Genomic DNA, 24152 nt, shown 5'->3' with positions numbered 1-24152 from the left:
CTGTTTCCCACACCACCAATCTGGATCATCGATCAAAAGCCTGTGGATGACAAGCTGAAGCGGGCCGATTTCCGAAAGGTGGCACGCTGAATCAGGTGTCGAAGCCGCGCCTTCGCGCAATTGCCCTGACGGTTTCAACCCGGCCCGGCGCGGCCTTGTTCACAAGCGCCCAATAGCGCTCCAGCGTTTCCGCATCGGCCTTTTCCGGCGCCCCGCTATCGAAAGGCGGATGCGGATCGTATTCGACCGAGAGCTGGACGAACTTCGCATGTGCTTCACCACGGATACGGGCGACGAGGGCGAGGGCAAAATCGATGCCCGAGGTCACGCCGCCGCCCGTCAGGCGGTTTCGGTCTAGCACGATGCGGCGCTTGACCGGGGTCGCGCCGAAAAAGGTGAGCTGCTCATGCGAGGCCCAATGCGTGGTTGCCTCATAGCCCTTCAAGAGCCCAGCCGCGCCGAGAACAAGCGCGCCGGTGCACACGCTCGTGACCCAGTCAGCGCCCGCCCCCATCGACCGGACCCAGCCAATCGCTTCATCATCCTGCAAGACATCCACCGTCCCGAACCCGCCGGGCACGCACAGGATGTCGGCCTGACCGACTTCATCGAACGTCTTGGTCGGCAACAGCGGAAAGCCGGAATCGGTCGGCACCGGATCGCGTGTCTTCCAGACGAGATCGACGGACGTATTGCCGAGCCGCGAGAGGATTTGCGCCGGGCCGGTCAGGTCCAGCTGGGTGACATTCGGAAAGACGAGGAATGCGACGGAAATCGGAGACAGTTCGGGCATGGGCAGCCCTCCTTGAGTTGAGGTTCATGCCCAGGCGCCCGGCGTGTCTTCGCCGCGCTTCCCGGTGGTGATCCACCTCATGCGCCAGTTACGCAGCGAAGCGGAGTCTACCCTGTTTTCCGGCGGTCGTCGATCAGGGCTCGCGCCGTCCGTCCGCGCGGTCGGCGAGCTCATCCATGAAGGCCGATACTCGCCGCGCATTGGCGCCAAGGTCCGACAGGCCGACGCGGCTGATCGAGCGCATGTCGACACGGGTCGCGCCCTCTACGGCCCGGATGCGCACCGCGATATCGTCCTTGAAGCCGAACCAGCCGGTCGTGGCCGTTGCCTCGATCATGGTCTGCTCGACATCCTCGCCTGTTTCCGGTCGGGTGAAAATATCCCAGCCTCGATCTTCTGCGATGCTCAGCGCATAGCTGGCGACCTCGCCGGGCGACTGGTCGAAATAGAGCGGCTCGATTGGCCGGTCGTAGGCTGGCGGAACCGTCTCGCCATCGACCGTGCGCTCGCTTTCGGCCTCTTCCTGGACCTCCGATACCAGACGCCCGCCCATGCCGGGCCAGCGCTCTTCGATACCGGGGGCTTGCGGAATGACCGGCGCGTCCTCGACCGGGTTCATCGCGTCGTCCGACTTGCGCTGGGCGAGCAGCGCCTCGGAGAAACGGACCGGGTCCGACCAGTCAGTCTGGATGTCATGGATCGGCGGCAGGCTTGCGGCCTGTGCGCCAAAACCTACAAGCCGGAAGACCAGCATCAAGCCGATCAGTAGCGCGCCCAGGGCAAGGATAACCGGCTGTGTTCGCGGAGACTTGATGAAGCCGATGATCAGCGCGATCACCGCAAGCCCGGCTGAGCCGAACGCGATTATCGGGCCCCAGCCGATTGTCATCTTGCCGAGCCCGAACTGCCAGCCCCACAGGCCGTACTTCGTGCCGAGGGCGGCGGCCGCGAACCAGAGGACCGCGAAGATCGACACGCCAAGGGCGACAGCTGACAGCTTCAGGCGCCATCCGGCGCTTTGGGTCGTATCACTCATTCAACCAGCTCCCCGGCTTTTGCTAAGGTGCGAAGACTTAGCGCCTCCGCACCCGAGAGCAAGGCCTCGCGCAGCGTCCACACTGTTGGGTACGCCCCGGATCAGGCCGTTGGAAGCGTGTAGTCCTTGAACATTTCGCGCAGCTTCAGCTTGTTGATCTTGCCGGTCGCGCCAAGCGGAATTTCATCGACGAACTGGACATCATCCGGCGTCCACCATTTGGCGATCTTGCCCTCGAGCTGCTTGAGCACCTCTTCCTTGGTCGGCTTTTCGCCCGGCGCGGGCTGCACGATCAGCAGCGGACGCTCATCCCATTTCGGGTGGTAGACACCGATCGCGGCCGCGTTGGCGACCTTGGGATGACCGACAGCGAAGTTCTCGATATCGATGGAGGAGATCCACTCCCCGCCGGACTTGATGACGTCCTTGGCGCGGTCGGTGATCTGCATGGTCGAATGCTCGTCCAGCGTGGCAACGTCGCCGGTATCGAAAAAGCCATTCTCATCGAGCACCTTGCCGCCATCGCCCTTGAAATAGGCCGAGGAGATCGCCGGGCCGCGGCAGACCAGCCGGCCGGACGTCTTGCCATCGCGCGGCAGCTCGTTGCCATCATCGTCGAGGATCTTGAGTTCCACACCGAAAGGCGGCCGGCCCTGGGTGAGTTTGTAGGCCATCTGCTCTTCGTGCGGTGCATCGACGAGATGGGCCGGCAGCGCACCAAGCGTGCCGAGCGGCGAAAGCTCCGTCATGCCCCAGGCGTGGAACACCTCGACATCGTAATTCTCTTCGAAGGCGCGCAGGATTCGCTCCGGTACGGCCGAACCGCCGATCACGACCTTGCGCAGGTGCGGCAGCTTGAGCTTGTTCTCTTCCAGATAGGTCAGCAGCAGCAGCCAGACCGTTGGCACGGCGGCAGTGATGGTCACCTTTTCCTTGTCGAGCAGCTCATAGATGGCTGCGCCCGACATGTCGGCGCCCGGCATGACGAGCTTGGCACCAGTGGCCGGACAGGCGAAGGCAAGCCCCCAGGCATTGGCGTGGAACATCGGCACCACCGGCAAGACGACGTCCGCCGCCCCCATGCCGAGCGTGTCGACACCCATGGTGATGAAGGTGTGAAGCACATTGGAGCGGTGCGAATAGAGCACGCCCTTCGGATTGCCCGTCGTGCCCGACGTGTAACAGAGCCCGCACGCGGTATTCTCGTCGAAATTGCCCCATTCGACATCCTGCGAGCGGCCGTCGATCCAGAGCTCATAGGACACCGCATTCAGCGAGTTCTCCGGCATGTTGTCCGGGTCGGTGAGGATGATGAATTTCTCGACCGTTTTCAGCTGGTCCTTGGCTGCTTCGACCAGCGGCAGGAAGGTCGTATCGAACATCAGGATACGGTCTTCGGCATGGTTCGCGATCCAGGCAATCTGGTCGGGGTGAAGGCGTGGATTGATCGTATGAAGGACCGCCCCGATGCCCATCGTGCCATACCAGGCTTCCATGTGGCGGTCGGTGTTCCAGGCCAGCGTGGCGACCCGGTCGCCCAGCTTGATGCCCTCGTCGAGCAGCGCCGTGGAGACCTGTTTGGCCCGCAGGCGAAGTTCCGCGTAAGTGGTCCGCCGGATCCCGCCTTCGACGGCGCGGGTCACGATTTCGCGGTCACCATGATTATGGGCGGCATGATCGAGAACCTTGTCCACGGTCAGTTGCCAGTTCTGCATCAATCCTTGCATGTTTCTCCTCCGGACGCTCTTTCGGCGGGCGCTGGTCGCACCGTTTAAATTGGTTGTATGTCCCGTTAGGGTACGCGGCAAGCAATTGAAAGGTGTCTTGCGACATGAAACACGCAAAAACCCTCGCAATATCAATCGCCATGGGCTCTTTGACGCTGTCTGGTTGCCAACAGGTGACCGGCTCGCAGGCGGTCGGCGCCGACACGGCGGCAGCTCAGTCCCCGGCGGACGTGACGCCGCTGGCTGGTCTGTTCGATTGCGTGCGCGAAGAAGGCGGTATCCTGCTGGCAGCCCATCGCGGCGGCCCGGCGCCCGGCTATCCCGAAAACGCGATCGAGACGCTGGACCATGTGCTTTCCAATGCTGCTTTCATCATGGAAGTTGACGTGGCTGAAACCCGCGACGGCGTGCTCTTCCTGATGCATGACGATACGCTGGACCGCACGACCAGCGGCACCGGCGCAGTCGCCGACAGCGACTGGGCGGATATCTCGACGCTCGACCTGGTCGACAATGAAGGCACGGTGACGGACTTCCATCCGCCACGGCTGACGGCAGCGCTGGACTGGGCCGTGCGCCATGGGGCGATTCTCGAACTCGACCGCAAGGACACGACTAGTTTTGACGACATTATCGCAGCGGTCCGCGAGGCCGGCGCCGAAGCCAATGCCGTCCTGATCACTTATGATGATGCCGAGGCCCGGGTGGTTGCCCGGCTCGCACCGGACCTGATGATGACGGCAGATCTCGGTGACGCGGCGCAGGATTCAGGCCTGCTTGAGAACACGCTCAATCCGCAGACGCTGATCGCCTGGACGGGCACAAGCTCGCCGGACCCGGCGGTCTGGGCGGCGCTTGCCGAAGCCGACATCGAAAGCGCTTTCGGCACACTCGGCGCAGAGGGTGAACGCCTAGATGACCAGTACTGGGCCGATGGCGACCCGTCCGAATACAGCCAGCTTGCACGCGACGGCCTGACCTTGCTGGCGACCGACGTGCCCTACAGGCTGGCGCGCGCCGATGGCTGGATCGGCACCGCACAGGACATCTCGCGCAAGGAGTGCATGTACGGCTTCCGGGACTAGGAACGCCCAGCGGACGGCCCTGACGTGCAGGCTTCCGGAATGGCCGCCTTGCTTTTATGACCCGGGGACTGCCGCCAGCCATGGAAGGAAGGCCCATGATCGCAAAGAGATGTCCCGGTGCGTTCGCCGGTCTGGCCTTGATCACGTTCGGGCTGCTCGCTGCCTGTGACGGATCAAAGGCCAAGCCAGCCGAGAACCCGCGAACAGCGCTCGCCGGGCAGATGCAGGAGGCTGGCGAGACCGTCCGCGCCCCGTTCGACCTGCCGGCCGTCTTTGACTGCGTGCGCGAGGAAGGCGGGCTGCTGATCGCGGCCCATCGCGGCGGGCCCGCGAAGGGCTTCCCGGAGAACACGCTCGAAACCCTCCAGAACGGTTTCGACCACGGCATTCGCGTGTTCGAGGTGGACGTGGCGCAGACGCGCGACGGCACGCTCATCCTCATGCACGACCGCACGCTTGGACGCACGACGACCGGTTCCGGGCCCGTGTCGGACAGCGACTGGGATGAGATTGGCAAGCTCGACACGGTCGACAATGACGGCCTGGTCACGCCCTACGCCGTCCCGACCCTGCATGAGGCTCTCCTCTGGGCGATGCGGACAGGCGCGATCCTTGAGCTCGACCGGAAGGAAACCACCAGCTTCCGCAACATCGTGCAGGCCGTCCAGGGCGCCGGGGCAGAAAGCAATGTCGTCCTGATCACCTATAATGACGACGAGGCGCTGCACGTCTCCGACATTGCGCCGGAAATGATGATGACCGCCGGGATCGGCGGGCGCGCCCATGAGGCGGACATGCTGGCGCGGGGACTGGATGCCGACCGCCTCATCGCCTGGACCGGGACCGAGCGGCCCAGCCCCGGCAAATGGCGCGGGCTTGCCTCCAAGGGGATCGAAAGTGCATTCGGCACACTCGGGCGCGCCGACGAACGCCTCGACGACCAATACTGGGCCGATGGCGATCCGTCCGAATACGAAGCATTCATCGAGGATGGCCTTGTCCTGCTGGCAACCGACACACCTTATCGTCTTTTGAAGGCGGGCGGCAGCATTCGCCAGGCAGCAGACACCGCACGCACGCGCTGCCTTGGTGAGCCTGGACAATAGAGGCATCTTGACCATTGGCGCGGACAGGCGTATCTGCCGCCGCCAGGTGAGAGACGCCTGCCGTTCGCCGGAGCCGATGGCTTCGATGGTGAAGATCTCCGGGGCCTGAAACCCCGACCTGACGAACCTGTCCTTTCTGTCGGACCGGTCTCGCGGCAAGGCGAACGCCCGCATGTCTTGACCGGTCACCGGCTTCGAAAGGCCAGACCATGACGAATACCATCACCACAAGGCGCCAGGCCAAGGCCCGCGCCATGGAATTGCGGGCAGAGGCCCGACAACAAGGCAAGAGCCTGAGCCACGCCCGCGCGCTCGAAGCGGTTGCCCATGAACTTGGCTATCGCGACTGGAATACCGCCTCTGCGCGGCTTTCCAACCAGTCCGAAATTCCACTTCAGGTTGGCGAACGGGTTTCAGGACGTTACCTGAAGCAGGCTTTCAACGGCCGCGTCCATGCTGTGCGGGAACTTGCGGGCGGGCTCGGTTTCGAAGTCACGCTACACTTCGACGAGCCTGTCGATGTCGTTGAGTTCGAAAGCTTTTCCGGGCTGAGACAGCGCGTCAGTGCAATGGTTTCCGAGGATGGCGTGTCCTGGGACAAGACCAGCGACGGCGTCCCGCACCTGATCGTCCAGCGCGAGGAAACCTTTCTCGTCTAGATCGGCAGGAAGGTCTTAGCTTAAGGCGCATTAACGTTAACCGGCCCGCGGATTTTCTCGCGGAATTTTTGGAAATGGAAACCTGCTGTTTAGGTCTTTTGGCTACACACGCCCCATACAAGACAAGCGGTTGCCGCATGGCAGCCGAAGACCGGGCCGGCATGGCTCGGGGATGGGGAATGTTGGGTGGCCAGGGGACTTAAGCTCCTTTTCTATTTTGGTCCGCTGATGTTTGCGGCCGGTTTTCTTGCGCCTTTGACCGCGCAGGTCATCGCCGCAAGCGGATGGACGCCGCCATTCGGGCTAAGCCCGCTTGGCTGCGGGTTCATCGTCGCGGCCGCCCTCGGCATCCCCGCCCAGATAAGGGGACGCTGGATCTGATGAGTAATCGTGACCTAAGCCAGCTTAGCGACCGTGACCTCCACAAGCTGGAGACCGATATCGCCCGGCGCCATATTGATCATTTTCCGTGGCTGGCCGTCGTCTGGGCATTTACCAATCTTGCGATCTGGCTGTCGCTCTGGCCGCTGGTCTTCATGGGCATCATGCCGGTCTGGCTGGGCCTGATCATCGCCACGATCAATGCAACCGCCAGCTACCTGCCCTCGCACGAGGCCCAGCACGACATCATCGCCCGGCCGGGCTCGAAACTGTACTGGCTGAATGAACTGGTCGGCCACCTGTCGACCCTCCCGCTGGCCCTACCCTACCGCGTCGCCAAGCTGACGCACCAGCAGCATCACAAGCATACAAACGATCCGAACCTCGATCCGGACTATTCGGCCCATGCCAATGGTCCGTGGCATGCCATCTGGCGCTCAATCCAGAACCGTCAGCCACGCGGCAAAGGGGCATTCAACGCCTATGGACGCACGCTGCTGGCAATCAATCGGCGCGACGTGTTGTTGCAAGGTGCCCTCTACCGGCTAGGCTGGTTTGCGGCCCTGATTGCACTGGCCTGGTCAGGCCATGCGATCGAGGCGGCCTGCCTGTGGTGGCTGCCGCACCATCTGGGCTACACCTATCTCCAGTTCTTCCTGAGCTGGGCGCCCCACCATCCGGGCGATGACAAGAGCCGCTATGGCAGGACACGCGTCTTCCGCTCCATGCTCGGCAATATCGGCTCACTCGGCATGCAGTATCACATCGTGCACCACCTGCACCCGCGCATCCCGCTCTACCGCACACCGAAGGCCTACTGGGAAATGCGCCCTGTCCTGGAAGCGCGCGGCGTCGACGTCCACGCGCTTTAGGGCGAACGCTCAGGGGTAAAGGCGCTCATGCGTCCAGATACCTTCCTTGCGGGCGAATTTCAGCCGGTCATGCATGCGGAAAGCCTGGTCCTGCCAGAACTCGATCTCATCGGGCACAAGCCTGAAGCCGCCCCAGTTTGGCGGGCGCGGAATATCGTCTCGTCCTTCATACTGGGCCTGGAGCGCAGCAATGCGATCATCAAAGACGGCGCGCGATGGCAGCGGGCGCGACTGGTCTGAGGCGATCGCGCTGATCCGGCTTTCACGGGCCCGCGAGGCGAAATAGATGTCCGCCTCCTCGGCAGAAACTGGCTCGATATGGCCGCGAATGCGGACCTGGCGGCGCAGCGACTTCCAGTGAAAACCGAGCGCGGCGACCGGGTTGGCTTTCAGCTGGTCGCCCTTGGCGCTGCCAAAGTTGGTATAGAAGGCGAACCCCTTCTCCGAGACATCCTTCAACAGGACGATCCGGACATCCGGGCGCCCATGCGCATCGACCGTTGCCAGCGACATGGCATTGGAATCGTTCGGCTCGCTCTCGCGCGCCGCCGCCATCCAGTCCCGGAAGAGCGGCAACGGATCGTCGGTTTCCGGGATCAGCGGCTTTCCGGCGCTGTCCTTGTACTCTTCAGCACTGGGGCTTGGTGGGATGATGTCACTCGTTTCTGAATCGCTCATTTGCCTGACCTCTGACTGGCGAACCGATCACGCCATGATGCCCCCGTCCACACGCAGCACCTGGCCGGTGATATAGTCTGCCTTGTCAGAGGCAAGGAAGGCGACGGCATCCGCGACATTCTGCGCACTGCCCCAGCGCCCTTCCAGCGCCACGACCTTGCCGATCCGTTCCATCGTCTTCTCGCGGTCGAGCCCGGCATCGAAGGCCGTCTTCCACATGCCATCATCGATGACGCCCGGCGCCACCGCGTTTACCCGCACGCCCGAGCGGCCAAGGTCCAGCGACAGGTTCCGCGTCATCGAGTTCACAGCCCCCTTCGAGGCCGAATAGGCAATCTGGCCGATGCTGCCGGAGAAGGCCGACACTGAAGAGATGCTGACAATATTGCCCTTGCGCGACTTCAGGCTGTCACTCAGCGCATCGGTCAGCAGGATCAGGTTGCGGACATTGACGGTCAGCGTCGTGTCCAGCCCTTCCTCGGTCACCTGGCCGGCCGGCTCCTGAACCGCGACACCCGCATTGTTGACGAGAATGTCGACCGGGCCGAGCTGTTCGAGGATCGCCTCGGCGAGCGGCTTCCAGCCTTCCGGGGAGGACAGGTCGGCGTGCAGCACGACCGGGTCGTTCGGCAGCTGTTTTGCGAGTTTCTCCAGGGCCTCGGAATTGCGGGCCACCAGGGCGACGCGCGCACCGCCTTCGGCCAGCGTCCGTGCAATCGCCTCGCCGATGCCTCGGCTGGCGCCGGTCACGACGGCATTCTTGCCGGAAAAGTCGTAAGTCAAAATAATTCCTCCGCATATGGTTGAGGCCGACAGTATTGTGTTTGCAGCGCGAGGCAAACGCCTGGCGGTCATCAGGGGACTGTTCAAACCCGTCAAATTGCGCTTGAAGGCGGGCCATGTCGCATAACACGTTCGGCCATCTTTTCCGTGTCACCACCTGGGGCGAGAGCCATGGGCGCGCCCTTGGCTGTGTCGTGGATGGCTGCCCGCCCGGCCTCAAGCTGGACGAGGCTTACGTCCAGGCCTTCCTCGACAAGCGCAAGCCCGGCACCAGCCGCTTCGTCACCCAGCGCAAGGAACCCGACCAGGTGAAGATCCTGTCCGGCGTCTTCGAGGATGACCGCACCGATGGCCAGGTCACGACCGGCACGCCGATCTCGATGATGATCGAGAATGTCGACCAGCGCTCGAAGGATTATTCGGAAATCCGCGACCGTTATCGCCCTGGCCATGCCGACTATGCCTATGACCAGAAATACGGCGTTCGCGACTATCGCGGCGGCGGGCGCAGCTCGGCGCGGGAAACGGCTGCCCGTGTCGCCGCGGGCGCCGTCGCGCGGCGTGTCCTCGGCGAGGACGTTCTGATCCGCGGCGCCGTCGTGCAGATCGGCCCGCATGCCATCGACCGCGACGCCTGGGACTGGGACGAGACAGCGAAGAACCCGTTCTGGTGCCCGGATGCGGCGGCGGCGGCCAGGTGGGAAGACTTCCTCGATGAGACCCGCAAGGCCGGCTCCAGCGCGGGCGCCGTGATCGAGGTCCAGGCCTCCGGCGTTCCGGCCGGATGGGGCGCGCCGGTCTATGGCAAGCTCGACGCCGAACTCGCCGGCGCGATGATGAGCATCAATGCCGCCAAGGGTGTCGAGATCGGCGCAGGCTTCGCGGCGGCTGCCTTCTCTGGCGAGCAGAATGCTGACGAGATGCGCATGGGCAATGAAGGCGTGCGCTTCCTGTCGAACAACAATGGCGGCGTCGCTGGCGGCATCTCCACCGGCCAGGATGTGGTCGTCCGCATCGCCATCAAGCCGACCTCCTCGATCCTGACGGCGACCCAGTCGGTGACGCGGACCGGCGAAGAGGTCGATGTGCGCACCAAGGGGCGCCATGACCCCTGCGTCGGCATTCGCGGCGTACCGGTCGCCGAGGCAATGCTCGCCTGCGTTCTCGCCGATGCGAAGCTCAGGCACCGGGGCCAGGTCGGATGAGCGGACCCCTTTCCGGCGTTCGTGTCGTCGAGTTCGCCAGCATCGGCCCCGGGCCGTTCTGCACCATGCTGCTGTCCGACATGGGCGCCGACATCATCCGCATCGACCGGCCGAGCGGCGTCGGCGGCACCGGGCCGAACCCTGTCCTGCAACGCGGCCGGCCGTCCATCACGCTCGACCTCAAGGCCGAGGCCGACGTCGCCCTCGCCAGGCGTATGGCCACAGCTGCCGATGTCGTGATCGAGGGTAACCGTCCCGGCGTCATGGAACGGCTCGGCCTCGGCCCCGACGACCTGATGGCCGACAATCCGCGCCTCATCTATGCCCGCATGACCGGCTATGGCCAGGACGGCCCTATGGCGAAAACCGCCGGGCATGACATCAACTACCTCGCCCAGGCCGGGGCGCTCGATGCCATCGCAAAGCCCGGGGAGGAACCGCGTGCCCCGCTCAACCTGCTCGGTGATTTCGGCGGCGGCGCGCTCTACCTCGCTTTCGGGATCGCCGCGGCCCTGCATGAGCGCAACACCTCCGGCAAGGGGCAGGTCGTCGATGCCGCCATTATCGAGGGAACGGCCTCGTTGATGGGCATGGTGGCCGGCGCCTACCAGTCCGGCTCGCTGAAACGCGGTTACGACAACAACGTCCTGTCAGGCGCTGCGCCCTTCTACCGGACCTATGAATGCGCCGATGGCCGCCATATCGCGATTGGTTCGCTGGAGCCGCAATTCTATGCCCGCTTCATCGAGGCGATGGACATGCAGCATTATGCCGACCGCGAGCAGCGTGACCCGGCGCACTGGCCGGCCATGTCGGCTGAGCTTGAGGAAAAATTCCGGACCCGCCCGCTGGCCGACTGGCTCGCCCTGCTGGAACCGCTCGATGCCTGCATCAATGCGGTCCTGACGCTCGAAGAGGCGACCAGCGATGCCCACAATGCGTCGCGCGGGGTCTATGTCGAGGCTGACGGTTTCTTCCAGCCGGCCCCGGCGCCGCGCTTCTCGCGGACGCCCGGCGCCCTGCAGGGCAAGGCCGCAGCCCCCGGCGAGGGCGGAGAAGAGGCCCTGAAACGCTGGGGCATCGACAGCTAGCGGCTTATAGCGTCAGCACCATCTGGATGTCGCAACGGCTGTACGGGCTGGATGCCATCTCATCGCAAGTCAGTTCGCGGAAGCCCGAAGCCCGGTAAAGTCCGAGCGCCGCATCCAGCTTGCGGTTGGATTCCAGCCAGATTCTCGCAGCCCCCATCTCACGCGCCGCTTGGATGCAGCCAGCGATCAGGGCCTTTCCGATCCCCAGACCGCGGAGGTCTTCGCGGGCACTCATCTTCACAAGCTCGAGCGTAGCCGGCTCATGCCCGACGAGGAGCCCGGCCGTGCCGACCGGTACGCCGTCCAGATCGGCCATCAGGACACGTCCGCCCCGGTCGATAATCTGTCCCTGAGGGTCCTCAAGCTGGGCCAGGTCCGATGGCTCGATTTCAAAGAGTTGCTCAATCCAGGCGAGGTTCAATGCCTTGAAGGCCGGCCCGTCATCCGGCCGGAAATCGCGCACGCGAACGCTCGAGGATGCTCCACTCATGTAGCCGTCTTAAGCCGCGCCCCGCCCGCTCAGTCAAGCGCTGACAGGACCGCTTTCTCGCCCTCGAAATAGCCGGTTTCCACCGCCGGCTCGAGCGTGAACCGCATGATGGCGCGCGTCCCTTCGTCGAAGGCCGGCCAGTCCGGCAGGCTGGCGGTGTTCGGATCGCCGTCGCGGGCAAAGCTGATCCAGGCATCGGCCATCTTGTCGGCGAGCGGCTGGGCCGCCTCGACATCGCCAACCATGGAGGTGGAATTGGCGAGCTGGTCGAAAGCGAACCCCACTTCCAGCGCATGCATCGCGCCGGGCCAGCCATCCATTTTCGGCGTGTCCCAGTCGAAGAGATAGACATAGGCCGGCGCCCCGCCCTGCCCGGACTTTCGTTCGGCCTGCTCAACAGCATTGGCGGTGAACAACTGGTCGGAGAAGATGGTGATGTAGATGTCCTTGGGTGACTGCTCCGGATAGAGCGCGCGATAGCCATCGACCAGTGCCTGCGCCCTGTCCTGGGGCATGGTCGCGGCCATGCGGGCGACGACATCCTCATAGCTCATCGCATCAATGGCCTCGCGGTCGTACATCACGAAGATAGAGGCCTCATCGTCCACCGTGCCGATCAGCATCGGGATGTCCCGGGCCGTCTCCGGCGCGTCCGGGCTGAACGGATCACGCGGCAGCGAGCGGCCATCGACGACCGGCATGAAGCCCAGTCCGCCGGCCGGGTTCCACTTGCCAACAGCCGCCCTGATCTCACTGGCTGGCAGCGCCTTGAGCGCGGCGATCGGGTCGGCGTCGTCAATCCCGATGGCGGCGAGGAAGTCATTCGTGTTCTGCGCCGCTGCGTCCGGCGTCAGTCCTGAAATCATCGATCCGCTCTGCACGATCGCCTTGTCGAACAGCCCCTCGGCCATGGGCATGGCGAGCAGTGCGGAAACTTTCATGCCTCCGCCGGACTCGCCGAAAATCGTGACATTGTCGGGGTCGCCGCCAAAATTCGCGATATTGTCGCGCACCCATTCCAGCGCCATGACCATGTCGAGCGTGCCGACATTGCCGCTATCGGGATAGGCCTCACCGCCCGGCAGGCCGCCGAGATAGAGATAACCCAGCATGTTGAGGCGGTGGTTGATCGTCACGACAACAACGTCGCCGCGTTTCGCAAGGCGGGTGCCCTGATAGACTTTCGAAGAGCCTGAGCCATTGGTGAAACCACCGCCATGCAGCCACACCATGACGGGGCGTTTTGCGTCATCGGTGCCGGGCGTCCAGACATTCAGCCCCAGCATGTTCTCGCTCTCGGGCAGCGGCGGATCATGGTCCCAGCTGGCAAACAGTTCGCCGTCCATGATCGTCTGCGGGGAGGAATCAGGCCAGTCCGTCGTCTCGCGCAAGCCATCCCAGCTTGCGGGCGGTACGGCAGGCAGGAAACGGCGTTCTGCCGTGTCTCCGCCATAGGGGATGCCGAGGAAGACAGAGATGCCGTCCTCGACCTTTCCCATGACTTCACCGTATTGCGTCCCGGCAATCGGTCGCACCACCACGGCGCCGGTATCGGCTTCAATTATGGTGTCATTCGCAGCCGCACCGGCATCCGGAGCAGGCGAGCAGGCGGCAAGCGCCATCCCAAACATCGCAACCAGTGCGGCAATCCGGCATTTGCGGCTCATGAGCTCCCCCGTTCAAGACAGGAGCGAACCCTAGAAGCGCCCTCGGCGCGCGGCCAAGCATATTCTGCGGTGTCTAGCCGACAAATGCCTTTTCGATCACGAATTCAGCAGGCGCTGCATTGGACCCTTCCGTCAGGCCGGCCTCCAGCATCAGCTGCTTCAGTTCGAGCGTCATCGGCATCGAGCCGCAGATCATCGCCCGGTCGACAGCCGGATCGAGCGGCGGCACGCCGAGATCCTCGAACAGCTTGCCCGACCGGATAAGGTCCGTCGGCCGGCCGGAATGCTCATACGCCTCGCGTGTGCAGGTCGCATAGCGGCGCAGCTTGCCCTGAGCCAGTTCGCCAAGGAATTCGTGATTGAGCGTCTCGTCCACGACCTCGCGGGAATAGGCAAGCTCGGCCACATCCCGGCAGGTATGGGTGACGATCACTTCCTCGAATTTCTCATAGGTCTCCGGATCGCGCACAATGCTGGCAAAGGGCGCAAAGCCCGTCCCGGTCGAGAAACACCAGAGCCGCTTGCCCGGCACCAGCGCGTCATGCACCAGCGTGCCGGTCGGCTTCTTGCCGAGCAGTACCTTGTCGCCCGGCTGGATCTTCTGCAGGCGCGAGGTCAGCGGGCCGTCCTGCACCTTGATCGAGTAGAACTCCAGTTCCTCGTCCCAGCTCGGCGAGGCGACGGAATAGGCACGAAGGATCGGTTTTCCGTCATCGCGCGGCAGGCCGATCATGATGAACTCGCCCGAGCGGAAGCGGAAGCTCGCCGGACGGGTCAGGCGGAACTTGAACAGCCGGTCGGTATAGTGGTGCACCGACAGGACGGTTTCCTCTGTCGGGGCATTCGGATTGACGCGCGGCGCCGTTGTCTCTGTGCTGGCAGATGTCATGCTCTGATCTCGAAACAGGTTAAGTCGCGACCGTCAGATGACGGCGCCAACACGATTGTGCAAGGCAACAAATGATCGCATTAGCAGAACTAAATGCGAGAAACGGGCGCGAGGTTCAACCTCACGCCCGCTCCCAGGGTAGACGCTGCAAGGGGGTCAGGGCGTCTGCAGCGTGCTTACCCAGTTCACATCCTCATCGGTTGTGGTGACGAGTTCGCCCAGTTCGTAGACGTTCTCATAGCCGTAGCCATAGAGGTTGATGAAAGTCGGGATGTTGAGGGCCAGCGGCGCGCGCTTCAGCACGATCGGCTCGACATCATCCTCGAAATTATTGTTGCAGTAGATCAGGATACGCGTGTCCTTCGACGGGATCACATCGGCCAGCTTCTCGTCCGTGAATTCAGCGAAGTTGAGGTGGATCGCGCCATCGATATGGCCCATCTCGAAAGCCATGGCGCTGCGCGTATCTAGGATGATCGTGTCCGGCTCATCCTTCATGGCGTTGAAATCATCGAGGCTGACCAGGCGGGTTTCGCGATAGGCCATGACGTCATCCGTCATCGCTGCGAATCCCGGATAGTCGATCTCTGCTGATCCAGGCGCGCCACCGCGCTCCTGTGCACCGGCATTGGCAAGCAGGCCTGTCGCGACGAAAGCGGCGATCGTGGCCAGTCCAAGTATCGTGTTACGGCGGGCACCCATGGGTCAATCTCCTCTTTCCCATGAGGCGACTGTCCGGGGCAATTGGGGCAAAAAGCGGACCGCGCAGAGGCAATGACGAGAAAATATTGCGCGCAGGCCGGCCTTAATTTGTCAGCGCAGAATCATTTTGCGCTGCAGCATCATTCCGGATGTATGTGCGTTGCCTCTTCCCAATGCTGGCGGCACAGCGACACATAGTGGGATTTCTCGACCTCGACCTGCCGGCCCTCGGTGATCGCCCTGCCCTCTGCATCGACGCGCGCCGTCATCGTCGCCTTGCTCCCGCAATGGCAAATGGTGCGCACTTCGCGCAGCTGGTCGGATATGGCCAGAAGCTCGGCCGAGCCGGGAAACAGCTTGCCCTGGAAATCGGTGCGCAGCCCATAACACATGACAGGGACATGCAGCCGGTCGGCGACGCGCGCCAGCTGCCAGACCTGCTCGGCTTCGAGGAATTGCGCCTCATCCACGAAGACCGCGTCCAGCGGGCCCTGATTCTTGCGGGCGGCGATGGCCTCGAAGAGATCGATATCCGGGCGGTAGAGCCGGGCTTCGGCGTTGAGACCGATCCGCGAGGTAATCTCGGCCGTGTCCGTCTCACCATCGCGATAGTGGCCGGAGGTCCACAGCATGACCTGCATGCCCCGCTCGCGGTAATTGTAGGCCGACTGGAGCAGGATGGTCGACTTGCCGGCATTCATGGCCGAGTAGATGAAGTAGAGCTTTGCCATGAGCGCGCCTCTTGATCCCTGACGGGCCTCAACAGCCCGCCACCGGTCTTCCTATGCGAAGACGAAGCGCCGGTGCCAAGCCCGATTCTGCGGATCGATCATTCGCCGTCCGGTCTTTCCACGGGTTCTGTCAGGAAATGACGGCCTTCGCGATCCTCGATCTCGAGCACCCAGAGGTCGCTGTCGCGTGAGCGGGCCCGCCGGATATAGTCCTCGACGTCGTCGTCGCTCTCGCCAATGCCCTGCAGGCGGACATCGGAAAAGACGCGCTCATTCTCCATGCTGGTTCGCGGGACATAGGCGCGGGCACCGCCATGCAGGTCGGACACCTTGATCAGGACATCGCCCCGCTCCCGGTCGCCTTTCTGCACCACAAAGCAGGCCGCACCGGCCACTTGCGCGCGCCGGATCAGCGCATCTACCCAGAGCCATGTCGGAAGCTGTTCTTCATGCATCATGATCGGGATTTTTCCCCTCAGCGGGGCATCCGGCACGGGGATTGCACCGCCTGTTTCAGATTAAACTCTCGGTAACCAAAGGCGAGGCTCGCACCATGACCCCGTTCCTTACGCTTCTCAACTCCATGGCCGCTGCAACGGCAAGCGCAGCGCCGCAGGAACCCGCGAGTATCGCATCGGCCAGTACCGAAGCCCTCGCCGCCCGCGCCCATGAAACCGCCATGTCCGGCCTCTTCCCGCTGGAAGTCGCCTTCGTGGTGCTGGGCTGCCTGATGGTGACCGGCTTCGTGCTGATGGCGCGGGAATCGCGGATCGAGAACAACACCTCACTCTAAGCGGCGGGCCTTCGGCCTCGCGCTTACTCGGCAGCGTCGTCAATCGCCGAGACATCGTCCGCATTGGCCTTTGGCAGGACCACCCGCACGCGCGTGCCCTGACCGGGTGCGGTATCGATCACGACGCGCCCCTTCATGGCATCGGCAAAGGATTTCACAACGGCCAGCCCGAGGCCTGTGCCCGCCCGCCCGCGTGAATTGCTGCCCTGCTGGAACGGCCGGGCAATGCGGTCGAGGTCTTCCTTGTCCATACCGGCACCCTCGTCACGCACCGACAGCGCGACTGCGGTCTTGCCGGCCTTCGCATCGAGCGTGACCGTCCCGCCCCTGTCGGAATACTTGATCGCGTTGGACAGGAGGTTCTGCCAGATCTGGCGCACGGCGCGCGGATCGGCCTGCGCCCACACCTCGCCTTTCGCCAGCAGTTTGACCGCTACATCGGCCCGCTGCGCCTGTCCCGACAGCTGCGCAATGACGGACTCGCCGCTCGCGACAAGGTCGACGGGCTCGCTGTCGAAGCGGCTGTGGCCGGCTTCGGTCTTGGCATAATCGAGAATGTCCTCGACCATGAGCAGCAGGTCCTGGCCGCTATCATGGATCAGGGATGAATAGTCCTTGTAGGCCTCCGGCATCGGGCCGCGCAGCTCCGACTGCATGATGTCGGCAAAGCCGAGAATCGCATTGAGCGGTGTTTTCAGCTCATGGCTGAGCCCGGCGAAGAAGGCCGTCCGTTCGGCCAGTTCGGCCCGGGCGCTGGCGGCATCCGCGCTTTCCTGCGCGCCCGACGGCTGGGCTTCATTGTCGTTATTGGCTTCCGCCTCAGCCATGAAGACCCGCACGCCGAGATCGTGCCGGTCAACGGTGAAGGATAGGGCCCGCCCGTCGCCGAGCGCCTGAACGAAGCTTCCACCCTGATTGAGGCCAGTCGCGACAGGCTGCTGCATGGCCGGCGGGAAGCTTTCGACGAACACACGCCCGACCCGGAACTGAAGCCCGCGCGGCACCGCGCCCGATACCGACCGGATGCGCCCTTCCCGCGTCACATCGATGATCGCTTCGCCATCCGGCTCGTCAGCGCCCGGCCCGTCAATCGGATCAAGCCCGGCCGCTGGGCCTTCCGAAGGTACGCTCTCGACCAGCGGCCCAGCGGGTGACCGATTTGCGCGCGGCATGGTCAGGTGCGAAACGGGTAATGCTGCGGGATCCGGCCCGGCCTTCAATTCCTCCTGGCGGACAAAGCCCGCGACAAGGAAGGGCAGCAGGCAGAGCCCCGCCAGCGCATACATCTCACTCGCCTTGGCCAGCGCGGCCGCGCCCGGCATGCCCGACACGTCATTCGACACCAGGACCGCCATCAGGGTGGCGATCAAGGCGAAGACGGACGTCTCCACGGCCAGCTTCTTCCACCCGAAGGCCAGCGCGAAAAGCGATGGAAAGACAACGAAAACCAGCGCCGGCGACGCCATGCCGCCTGAGGCGGCGACAAAGACGCTGCTCATCAGGATCCATGGCAGGCAGACCAGCATCGCCCGTCGCCCGCGCGGCCAGTGCCGGCCACCATGCGCAACCGGCAGGGTGGTGACGACCGGGAAGATGCAAAGCCCCGCCGCAATGGCCACAATCGGCCATTCAATGCCCCGCACGGCGACGAACGCCGTCGCGATTCCGGCCAGGACCAGCCAGAAAAGAAAAATGCCTGTTAAAAAGGTTTCACGCATTGAATTAACAGACCGGTCAGATTTGTTAGTCACTCTCGAGGCTCGGCTGAAAGATTACAGTTTCAGTTGAACCGTCTTCCGGGGCTAGGATACGCTTTGAAAATCCGGAAAGATAGGTCAGTGTATAGTCAGCTAATGCGAGGGAGCCTGACGATGAGACTAACCCGTATACACGCGGTGGCGCTGGGGGCAGTCGCTCTGGCCTTTACGGCCACGGCCCAGACGCAACCCGAACCCCAGGTGCAGAATGCATCCGCTCCGGAAGCAAGCCTCGCACCTGATCCACTCTCTTCGGCGGCGGCCGTCTATGCCACGTTCCATGGCGACGTCACCGACATCAAGCAGAACAGTTTCAAAAGCTCCGGCGACATCCAGTCGGCACTGACCAATCTCGGCGGACAGAACTCCGAACAGCTGACACGCGGCTGGATGGCCTACTCCGCCCTCGTCGCATCGCAGAACCCGGAATTCCGCGCTGCCGTACGTGACATCGAAGGCTTCTACGGCAAGGACACGCTGGTTCGTGGCCTGCAGAACGATGTGCGCTATGCCCGTTCGCTGAACGGCGGCAAGTCGGCCGTCTTCGCCGCTCTCGGCGCGGTCGATGCCGACTCCGAACGTCTCGAGACGACAGCTGCCTTCGTGAAGGAGCAGGCCTATTCGCTGCAAGGCCAAGGCTGGGCAAAGGGCAAGATCGGCGATTCGTCGGCCCTCGCGAACCAGCTCCACTCGGCAGCCCTAACCGGCCGGCCGGCCAATGAGGACATGGTGAAAGCCTTCTCCGCGCCGGGCATCGATACGGTCCTGGTGACCGCCGGCAAGAATGGCGCCCCGTCGATCTGGGAGAATGTTTCCAGCGCCGCATCCGCCATCCGCGTGCCTGACGTCGCTGGCGCCCTCGGCATCTCCAACCGCCGCATCGCGACCGGCAAGGAGCCGATCGCCGACCAGATCGCGACGCTGGCCGCCTATCGCATCATTGGCGGCGAAGGCTCTGCCGCTGCTCCGATGCAGCGCGCGATGACCGAGAAGCAAACCGCAGGCTGCCTGAACATGGCCCAGCTCAACCTCCAGCAATGTGTGGCCGCCGCGCACCAGCACTTCGAAGTGCCTTTTTGCATCGGTGAGCATGCCCTTGCTGATGTTGGCCGTTGCATAAGCAAGGTTAGCCAGTAAGCATTACAGTTCTTTCAATCTCTTGCCCCGGGCCGTTCCTGACGGACCGGGGTTTTCTTTTGCAGCCAGCCGGACCAAATAAGGGCCATGACCATACAGGACCGCGCCGACGAGATTGCTGCAGACTTCGAGTTTCTCGATGACTGGGAAACCCGCTACGCCCACATCATCGACCTGGGCAAGGCCAATCCCCATCTTGAACCCGAAGAACGCAATGAAGACACGAAAGTCCGGGGCTGCGCCTCGCAGGTCTGGATGGTGCTGGACGAGGCGCCTGACGGAACGCTGAGCATCCGCGCCGAATCTGACGCGATGATCGTGTCCGGGCTGATCGCCCTGCTGATCCGGCTCTATTCGGGCGCGCCCCGTGAAGAAATCCAGGCCTTCGACGCCCCGGCCTTCCTGGAGAAGATCGGTGTTACGGGCGCCCTGTCGGCCCAGCGCTCCAACGGGCTGAGAGCCATGCTGGACCGGATCAGGTCAGCGGCAGATGCTCAGCCGGTGGCGGACTAGGCGGCCGCATTCCAGCGTCCAGGCCTGCAGCGCTGCGAAGACGAATCTCCAGATCATCCAGCCAGTCATCCATGCGCGGGTCGTCGCGGAAATCCTCTATCTTGTGGCAGCCATAGGCCACGGTGGACCGGTCCCGCCCCGTAGCGGCGGCAATGCGGGCAAGACTCATTCCGAGCACGACATGGCTGAGATACATGGCGACCTGCCGGGCCCGCGCAATCCGGTGTTCGCGCTGCTCGCCATTGAGAATCGCCTCTGACGGAATCCCGAGCGAAAACCCCGTAATCCCGGCGGCCAGCCGCACGTTCAGCTCATCCTTCTGCCTGGCTGCACGTTTCATATCCTGCTCCTGTTCAGTATCGATGCGCCAAGCCTAGGGCACCGGGAACAGGTGTAGGATATTTTTCCTAATTATGTACGTGACAAAGCAGCCTGATTCGACTATTTCTCCTGACGACAGGCCGGCATTCAAATCACAAACATGAAAGGGCGGAGTCTCGGTAAGGAGATTACGCTATGGCCGATGGGCCGTCACAGTCAGGCGCGCAGAAGATCGACGGTCTTGCTCTCGACGCCGGAAACGATTTTCTGGCAGTCTGCAAGCATTTTGCGGAGAAGCCGGATCGCGGGTTCTCGCTTAAGAGAAGGAATCTCCTGGAAGGTTACATTGAGGGAGACTTGCATTTCCACATTAACGTCTTCGACCCTAGTGGCGCGAAGGTAGGTAAGCTCACGTTTTCGGCCGTCCCACTCAGAAACTTGATCGAAATGAAGCACCCCAATGCGTCCTGTATTAATAGCAAAGGTAGTGGTGGCCATAGCCAAAAGGCCAAGTGTTCTGTGGATTTTGTGGTTGCGAAACTCGTTCAGGGCCCAGAGGGTTTTATTTCCTCGCATATAAGGCTTGAAGCTGAGCAGATATGGGTGGAGGGCGGCGGGAACTTCAGAGCGCTTACGCCCGAGGTCGTTTTTGGCTCCGCCCTTGGTCTTTCCAAACGGGAACTTCGTGTATTTCGGGCGCGGCTTTCCTCCCAATCTCTTGGATGCATCGTAGACGACATGATCGAGGCTGGATCTGAGGGCGCCCAAAACGTCGAACGCTATAGGGACCATACTGAGGGGGGGGCTTTCAATGATCTTCGCTTTGAAAAGGATGTGCCCGGTATCAAAGTCTCGCTCGGTAAAGAGTCTGTAGGGACAGCGTTCGTTGAATACCTTTTCTGCGGTTTCAAGCTCGCGCAGCCTGAGGTCTGCGTGCGCTAAAATCGTTTGAGCGCTTCGAGACTCGAACGTAGGATTACGAGGCATGATCAACTCCAAAGACGATAAATTCAACGACACCCTCAAGCGGATGATGGCTCAAGAGCCAAAGCCGCAGGAGGAAATGAAGAAGGGGCGGTCACAATCACGGACTTCCAAAAAGGAAGGGGCGAAAGATCGTGACCGCAATAGAGATTAGCGCCGCTATCAGCGCTATTGTGGCGATAATGTTGGCCGTTTTTGCGTGCTGGTTTGCTTCCCGCGCTGCCCGCGCGGCTTCCCATGCTGCGTCTTTGGCCGAACGAGCAATTTCGATTTGCTCGGCTTGGGAAGACTCATTGCGGGAGCGCTCTTGATTGGCGAGCCATTGCTCGGCCAACGCCTTGCGTCGATTACCATAAACGCGCTGCGCAATCCTGATTTCAACTTCGGCTTCGCCTAGCTCATCAAGCTGACGCAAAAACTCATCGTCTTTGCTCATTATCCCTCCCACTTATGCGGGAGAAATAGTCGGCAAATCGGTCACTTGAGTCGAGTCTTTTGGCGCCTCCTGTAGCGCATGAAGGCTCTCGCCTTCTGCTTAGGCGAGCGCGGCTTCACCAGTCCGCCGATAGGTCAGGCGCTTGCCACCGAGGCTCTTGAGAAGCTGGTTGTGGCGCTCCTCGTCATTGATGCCGAGGGCCTGACGGCGGTTATAGCGGAAGTCGAACTCTGACAGGTAGCGGTGCAGGTGAGCTTCGCCGCAGTGCTGGTAGATGCCTTTCATGCCGCGCTTGAAGACAGAGAAGACGTTCTCAATCGTGTTGGTGTGCACGCCCTCGCGGACATACTCGCCAGCCGAGTGATTGACCGTCTTGTGATCGGCATACTCACGGCCTGTCGTGGTGTAGAGGCGTGACTCGTCGGTGTGCAGGACCGACTTGCGGTCAGCATTGCGGACCAGAATGTCGCGGACCTGAGACTTGGTTGCGATGCGGACATGGAAGGAACGCACGCGGCCGCCACGCTCGACAAGAGCAACAACAGGGCGCTTCTGGTTTCCGCCTGACTTGATGAAGGGGCGGCCTTCCTTCTTGCGGCGCGGTGAGACGTAAGGCACGTCACGCTTGCCGATATAGGTCTCGTCAGCTTCGACAATCTTGCCCTCGCCACCCAGCGGGCCGGAAGAGTCGGTGTCTTCCTTCATGGCTTCGCGAATGCGGTGCATCATGAACCAGGCGGTCTTGTAGGTGACGCCAAGCGTGCGGTGGATCTGGTGAGCAGAGACACCCTTTTTTGAAGACGCCATCATGTAGGTGGCGGCAAGCCACTTGTTGAGCGGCACCTTGGAGCGCTCGAACACGGTCTTGACGGTAACGGTGAACTGCTGGCGACAGGCATTGCACTGGTAGAGGCCCTTGCGCTCCTTGCCTTCCGGGTGGGCCTTGGACGGACGGGCACGCGCGCCCTTGATGGCATGCACGTGATCTTCCATGGCACCGCAATGCGGGCACACTGGACCGTCAGGCCAGCGCTGCGCTTCAAGATGCTCGCGCGCTGCGTCCTCGTCGGTGAAGATCGGATTTGTAAGGTCAATGGACATGACAGCCTCCGTTGGTTATGGGATGCCCCAACGGCGGTGCTTTGTCAAGTATATAATTAGGATATTTTTCCTATTTCAGGAAATCAATCCGAAAAGAATCAGGCGGCCAATCCAGACGGCGCAGCGGAAAACAGGCCAAAGCCCTTGGGTTCCTCAGGCACCTCATGCGCCAGCAGGACATCGTGGCAAAGCACGAAGCTCGATGTGCCGGCGCTGCCGAGCGGCAGGCGCAGCCAGGCATGACGGTCCTTGGCGCGGTCGATGATTCCGCCGACCGGTTCGATCCGGTCGATCGCCGCCATCAGGCCAAGCGACCACATGTCGGCCTTGTCACGCTCGAGCTCATTAATAAGCCTGCCCCGCATCTCACCGCCGAGGATCCGGCGCAGGCCCGACCCGGCAATCCGGAAGCGCGCCTGTCCGCGAAAATCGACTTCGACAATGGAAATGGAAGCAAGATGCGCCCTCAGGGCGCCCGGGTCGATATCGGCCTTGCCCGGAACGAGCCGGTCGCCTTTGACCTCATACCAATGGGAAACGATTTCCCTCTGTGCGGCATTCAGCCCGCGAAAACCTGCTTTAGCAGTCATCTCAGCCACCCCCGTGACGTTGTGATACGTCATGTGTGGCTGAATTCGACTCCCTCGACAAGAGTTCTGTATGTAAAAAATTAACTATGACTGAATGAATACTTTGTTTCGGTTTCGTAACTTTTCCGTTTCGGGTCCGAAACAAAGTATTACGGCATCCTAGTCTATCACTTTTTACCGGTGCCAAGCCCCATCTGCTTTGCCAGCTTCGAGCGCTTGCGGGCATAGCTGGGCGCGACCATCGGGTAATCGTAAGGCAGGCCCCACTTCTCCCGATACTCCTCCGGCGTCATGTCATACTTGGCGCGCAGGTGCCGCTTCAGGGATTTGAACTTCTTCCCGTCTTCCAGGCAGATGATGTAATCGTCGGTAACGGACTTCTTCACCGGAATGGCGGGCTTGGCTTCCGTGACCTCCGCAGCCGGCCCGGACAGCCCCTGCAAGGTCTCATGAACGCTGCGAATGAGATTGGAGAGCTCGCTGCTCTGCACAGGATTGTTGCTGACATAGGCCGCGACGATCTCCGTCGTCAGTTCAAGCGCGTCGGTCATCGGCGAAGCGCCATTATCTACGGTTGCGTCCACTTTTTACTCCAACAGAATTATCTTGATCTTGTCTTCTACTT

General features: G+C 62.4%; 28 protein-coding genes and 1 riboswitch. Of the genes, 10 read left to right on the top strand and 18 right to left on the bottom strand.

The window, feature by feature from the left end; translation table 11 throughout:
* Window positions 1–91: 91 nt before the first annotated feature.
* The 3 genes from D1227_RS14890 to D1227_RS14880 form a co-directional block, all read right to left on the bottom strand.
* A complete protein-coding gene (locus tag D1227_RS14890) occupies window positions 92–793 on the bottom strand; it encodes a DJ-1/PfpI family protein (protein ID WP_119405177.1) in 702 nt (233 codons plus the stop codon).
* Between the two features lie 21 nt (window positions 794–814).
* A riboswitch (ZMP/ZTP riboswitch) is annotated at window positions 815–895 on the bottom strand.
* 31 nt (window positions 896–926) lie between these two features.
* The gene (locus D1227_RS14885; protein ID WP_119405176.1) at window positions 927–1829 is read right to left on the bottom strand and encodes a DUF1499 domain-containing protein; all 903 of its coding nucleotides are present in this window, start codon (window positions 1827–1829) and stop codon (window positions 927–929) included.
* Window positions 1830–1930: 101 nt separating this feature from the next.
* The gene (locus D1227_RS14880) at window positions 1931–3556 is read right to left on the bottom strand and encodes a long-chain-fatty-acid--CoA ligase (protein ID WP_119405175.1); all 1626 of its coding nucleotides are present in this window, start codon (window positions 3554–3556) and stop codon (window positions 1931–1933) included.
* A 104-nt stretch (window positions 3557–3660) separates the two neighbouring features.
* On the opposite strand from D1227_RS14880, the gene D1227_RS14875 reads away from it, so the two are divergent.
* The 5 genes from D1227_RS14875 to D1227_RS14860 all read left to right on the top strand — a co-directional run bounded on the left by D1227_RS14875 (window position 3661) and on the right by D1227_RS14860 (window position 7659).
* Entirely contained in the window at window positions 3661–4641 is a 981-nt protein-coding gene (locus D1227_RS14875) for a glycerophosphodiester phosphodiesterase family protein (protein ID WP_233350135.1), read from the top strand.
* 95 nt (window positions 4642–4736) lie between these two features.
* On the top strand, window positions 4737–5747 hold the full coding sequence (locus D1227_RS14870; RefSeq protein ID WP_233350136.1) for a glycerophosphodiester phosphodiesterase family protein: 1011 nt from the start codon (window positions 4737–4739) through the stop codon (window positions 5745–5747).
* A gap of 209 nt (window positions 5748–5956) precedes the next feature.
* Window positions 5957–6406 carry a glyoxalase superfamily protein gene (locus D1227_RS14865; RefSeq protein ID WP_119405173.1) on the top strand — a complete coding sequence of 150 codons (450 nt, stop codon included), beginning with the start codon at window positions 5957–5959 and terminating at the stop codon, window positions 6404–6406.
* Between the two features lie 186 nt (window positions 6407–6592).
* Window positions 6593–6787, top strand: coding sequence for a hypothetical protein (locus tag D1227_RS19840; protein WP_147373326.1), 195 nt, complete (start codon window positions 6593–6595; stop codon window positions 6785–6787).
* Complete coding sequence (locus D1227_RS14860) at window positions 6787–7659, top strand: fatty acid desaturase (RefSeq protein ID WP_119405172.1); 873 nt, start codon at window positions 6787–6789, stop codon at window positions 7657–7659. The genes D1227_RS19840 and D1227_RS14860 overlap by 1 nt, the downstream gene beginning before the upstream one ends.
* A 9-nt stretch (window positions 7660–7668) precedes the next feature.
* Here the strand turns inward: D1227_RS14860 and pdxH are convergent, their stop codons facing one another.
* Both pdxH and D1227_RS14850 read right to left on the bottom strand, forming a co-directional pair.
* A complete protein-coding gene (gene pdxH / locus D1227_RS14855; RefSeq protein WP_119405171.1) occupies window positions 7669–8337 on the bottom strand; it encodes a pyridoxamine 5'-phosphate oxidase in 669 nt (222 codons plus the stop codon).
* Window positions 8338–8364: 27 nt separating this feature from the next.
* Window positions 8365–9120, bottom strand: a complete 756-nt coding sequence (locus tag D1227_RS14850) for an SDR family NAD(P)-dependent oxidoreductase (protein ID WP_158586666.1) — start codon at window positions 9118–9120, stop codon at window positions 8365–8367.
* A gap of 116 nt (window positions 9121–9236) precedes the next feature.
* On the opposite strand from D1227_RS14850, the gene aroC reads away from it, so the two are divergent.
* Together aroC and D1227_RS14840 are read left to right on the top strand one after the other, a co-directional pair.
* Window positions 9237–10325 (top strand): chorismate synthase, encoded by a 1089-nt coding sequence (aroC, locus tag D1227_RS14845; protein ID WP_119405169.1) that lies wholly within the window; start codon window positions 9237–9239, stop codon window positions 10323–10325.
* Window positions 10322–11416 (top strand): CaiB/BaiF CoA transferase family protein, encoded by a 1095-nt coding sequence (locus D1227_RS14840; RefSeq protein ID WP_119405168.1) that lies wholly within the window; start codon window positions 10322–10324, stop codon window positions 11414–11416. The genes aroC and D1227_RS14840 overlap by 4 nt, the downstream gene beginning before the upstream one ends.
* Before the next feature lie 4 nt (window positions 11417–11420).
* On the opposite strand, the gene D1227_RS14835 is transcribed toward D1227_RS14840, so the two are convergent.
* The 6 genes from D1227_RS14835 to D1227_RS14810 all read right to left on the bottom strand — a co-directional run bounded on the left by D1227_RS14835 (window position 11421) and on the right by D1227_RS14810 (window position 16353).
* Complete coding sequence (locus D1227_RS14835; RefSeq protein ID WP_119405167.1) at window positions 11421–11906, bottom strand: GNAT family N-acetyltransferase; 486 nt, start codon at window positions 11904–11906, stop codon at window positions 11421–11423.
* A gap of 29 nt (window positions 11907–11935) precedes the next feature.
* Window positions 11936–13573 (bottom strand): carboxylesterase/lipase family protein, encoded by a 1638-nt coding sequence (locus D1227_RS14830; RefSeq protein WP_119405166.1) that lies wholly within the window; start codon window positions 13571–13573, stop codon window positions 11936–11938.
* Window positions 13574–13646: 73 nt separating this feature from the next.
* Entirely contained in the window at window positions 13647–14462 is an 816-nt protein-coding gene (locus tag D1227_RS14825; protein WP_119405165.1) for a ferredoxin--NADP reductase, read from the bottom strand.
* A gap of 156 nt (window positions 14463–14618) precedes the next feature.
* A complete protein-coding gene (locus D1227_RS14820) occupies window positions 14619–15164 on the bottom strand; it encodes a rhodanese-like domain-containing protein (RefSeq protein WP_119405164.1) in 546 nt (181 codons plus the stop codon).
* A 140-nt stretch (window positions 15165–15304) separates the two neighbouring features.
* Window positions 15305–15895 (bottom strand): thymidine kinase, encoded by a 591-nt coding sequence (locus tag D1227_RS14815; RefSeq protein WP_119405163.1) that lies wholly within the window; start codon window positions 15893–15895, stop codon window positions 15305–15307.
* A 98-nt stretch (window positions 15896–15993) separates the two neighbouring features.
* Window positions 15994–16353 (bottom strand): DUF1491 family protein, encoded by a 360-nt coding sequence (locus D1227_RS14810; RefSeq protein WP_233350137.1) that lies wholly within the window; start codon window positions 16351–16353, stop codon window positions 15994–15996.
* A gap of 95 nt (window positions 16354–16448) precedes the next feature.
* On the opposite strand from D1227_RS14810, the gene D1227_RS14805 reads away from it, so the two are divergent.
* Complete coding sequence (locus D1227_RS14805; protein ID WP_119405162.1) at window positions 16449–16688, top strand: hypothetical protein; 240 nt, start codon at window positions 16449–16451, stop codon at window positions 16686–16688.
* Window positions 16689–16711: 23 nt separating this feature from the next.
* Here the strand turns inward: D1227_RS14805 and D1227_RS14800 are convergent, their stop codons facing one another.
* Window positions 16712–18406, bottom strand: a complete 1695-nt coding sequence (locus tag D1227_RS14800; RefSeq protein ID WP_119405161.1) for a sensor histidine kinase — start codon at window positions 18404–18406, stop codon at window positions 16712–16714.
* A gap of 153 nt (window positions 18407–18559) precedes the next feature.
* Here D1227_RS14800 and D1227_RS14795 point away from each other — a divergent pair, with 153 nt between their 5' ends.
* Both D1227_RS14795 and D1227_RS14790 read left to right on the top strand, forming a co-directional pair.
* The gene (locus tag D1227_RS14795) at window positions 18560–19582 is read left to right on the top strand and encodes a hypothetical protein (RefSeq protein ID WP_147373325.1); all 1023 of its coding nucleotides are present in this window, start codon (window positions 18560–18562) and stop codon (window positions 19580–19582) included.
* 87 nt (window positions 19583–19669) lie between these two features.
* On the top strand, window positions 19670–20095 hold the full coding sequence (locus D1227_RS14790; protein WP_119405159.1) for a SufE family protein: 426 nt from the start codon (window positions 19670–19672) through the stop codon (window positions 20093–20095).
* On the opposite strand, the gene D1227_RS14785 is transcribed toward D1227_RS14790, so the two are convergent.
* The 6 genes from D1227_RS14785 to D1227_RS14760 all read right to left on the bottom strand — a co-directional run bounded on the left by D1227_RS14785 (window position 20058) and on the right by D1227_RS14760 (window position 24078).
* A complete protein-coding gene (locus D1227_RS14785) occupies window positions 20058–20435 on the bottom strand; it encodes a helix-turn-helix domain-containing protein (RefSeq protein WP_119405158.1) in 378 nt (125 codons plus the stop codon). The two genes, D1227_RS14790 and D1227_RS14785, sit on opposite strands and share 38 nt — an antisense overlap.
* Window positions 20436–20632: 197 nt before the next feature.
* Window positions 20633–21403 (bottom strand): hypothetical protein, encoded by a 771-nt coding sequence (locus tag D1227_RS19835; RefSeq protein WP_147373324.1) that lies wholly within the window; start codon window positions 21401–21403, stop codon window positions 20633–20635.
* Window positions 21404–21500: 97 nt separating this feature from the next.
* Window positions 21501–21836 (bottom strand): hypothetical protein, encoded by a 336-nt coding sequence (locus D1227_RS14775; protein ID WP_119405156.1) that lies wholly within the window; start codon window positions 21834–21836, stop codon window positions 21501–21503.
* A 99-nt stretch (window positions 21837–21935) separates the two neighbouring features.
* Complete coding sequence (locus D1227_RS14770; protein WP_119405155.1) at window positions 21936–22937, bottom strand: IS1595 family transposase; 1002 nt, start codon at window positions 22935–22937, stop codon at window positions 21936–21938.
* A gap of 98 nt (window positions 22938–23035) precedes the next feature.
* Window positions 23036–23527, bottom strand: coding sequence for a PAS domain-containing protein (locus D1227_RS14765; protein WP_158586665.1), 492 nt, complete (start codon window positions 23525–23527; stop codon window positions 23036–23038).
* Between the two features lie 167 nt (window positions 23528–23694).
* Window positions 23695–24078: a Ros/MucR family transcriptional regulator gene (locus D1227_RS14760; protein WP_119405153.1), complete on the bottom strand. Its 384-nt coding sequence runs from the start codon at window positions 24076–24078 to the stop codon at window positions 23695–23697.
* Between the last annotated feature and the right edge of the window lie 74 nt (window positions 24079–24152).

Origin of the sequence: Henriciella mobilis (assembly GCF_003576315.1) — a bacterium.
Classification (GTDB): Bacteria; Pseudomonadota; Alphaproteobacteria; order Caulobacterales; family Hyphomonadaceae; genus Henriciella; species Henriciella mobilis.
The sequence above is the reverse complement of the archived record's forward strand: the minus strand, read 5'-3'. Positions and strand labels throughout refer to the sequence as shown.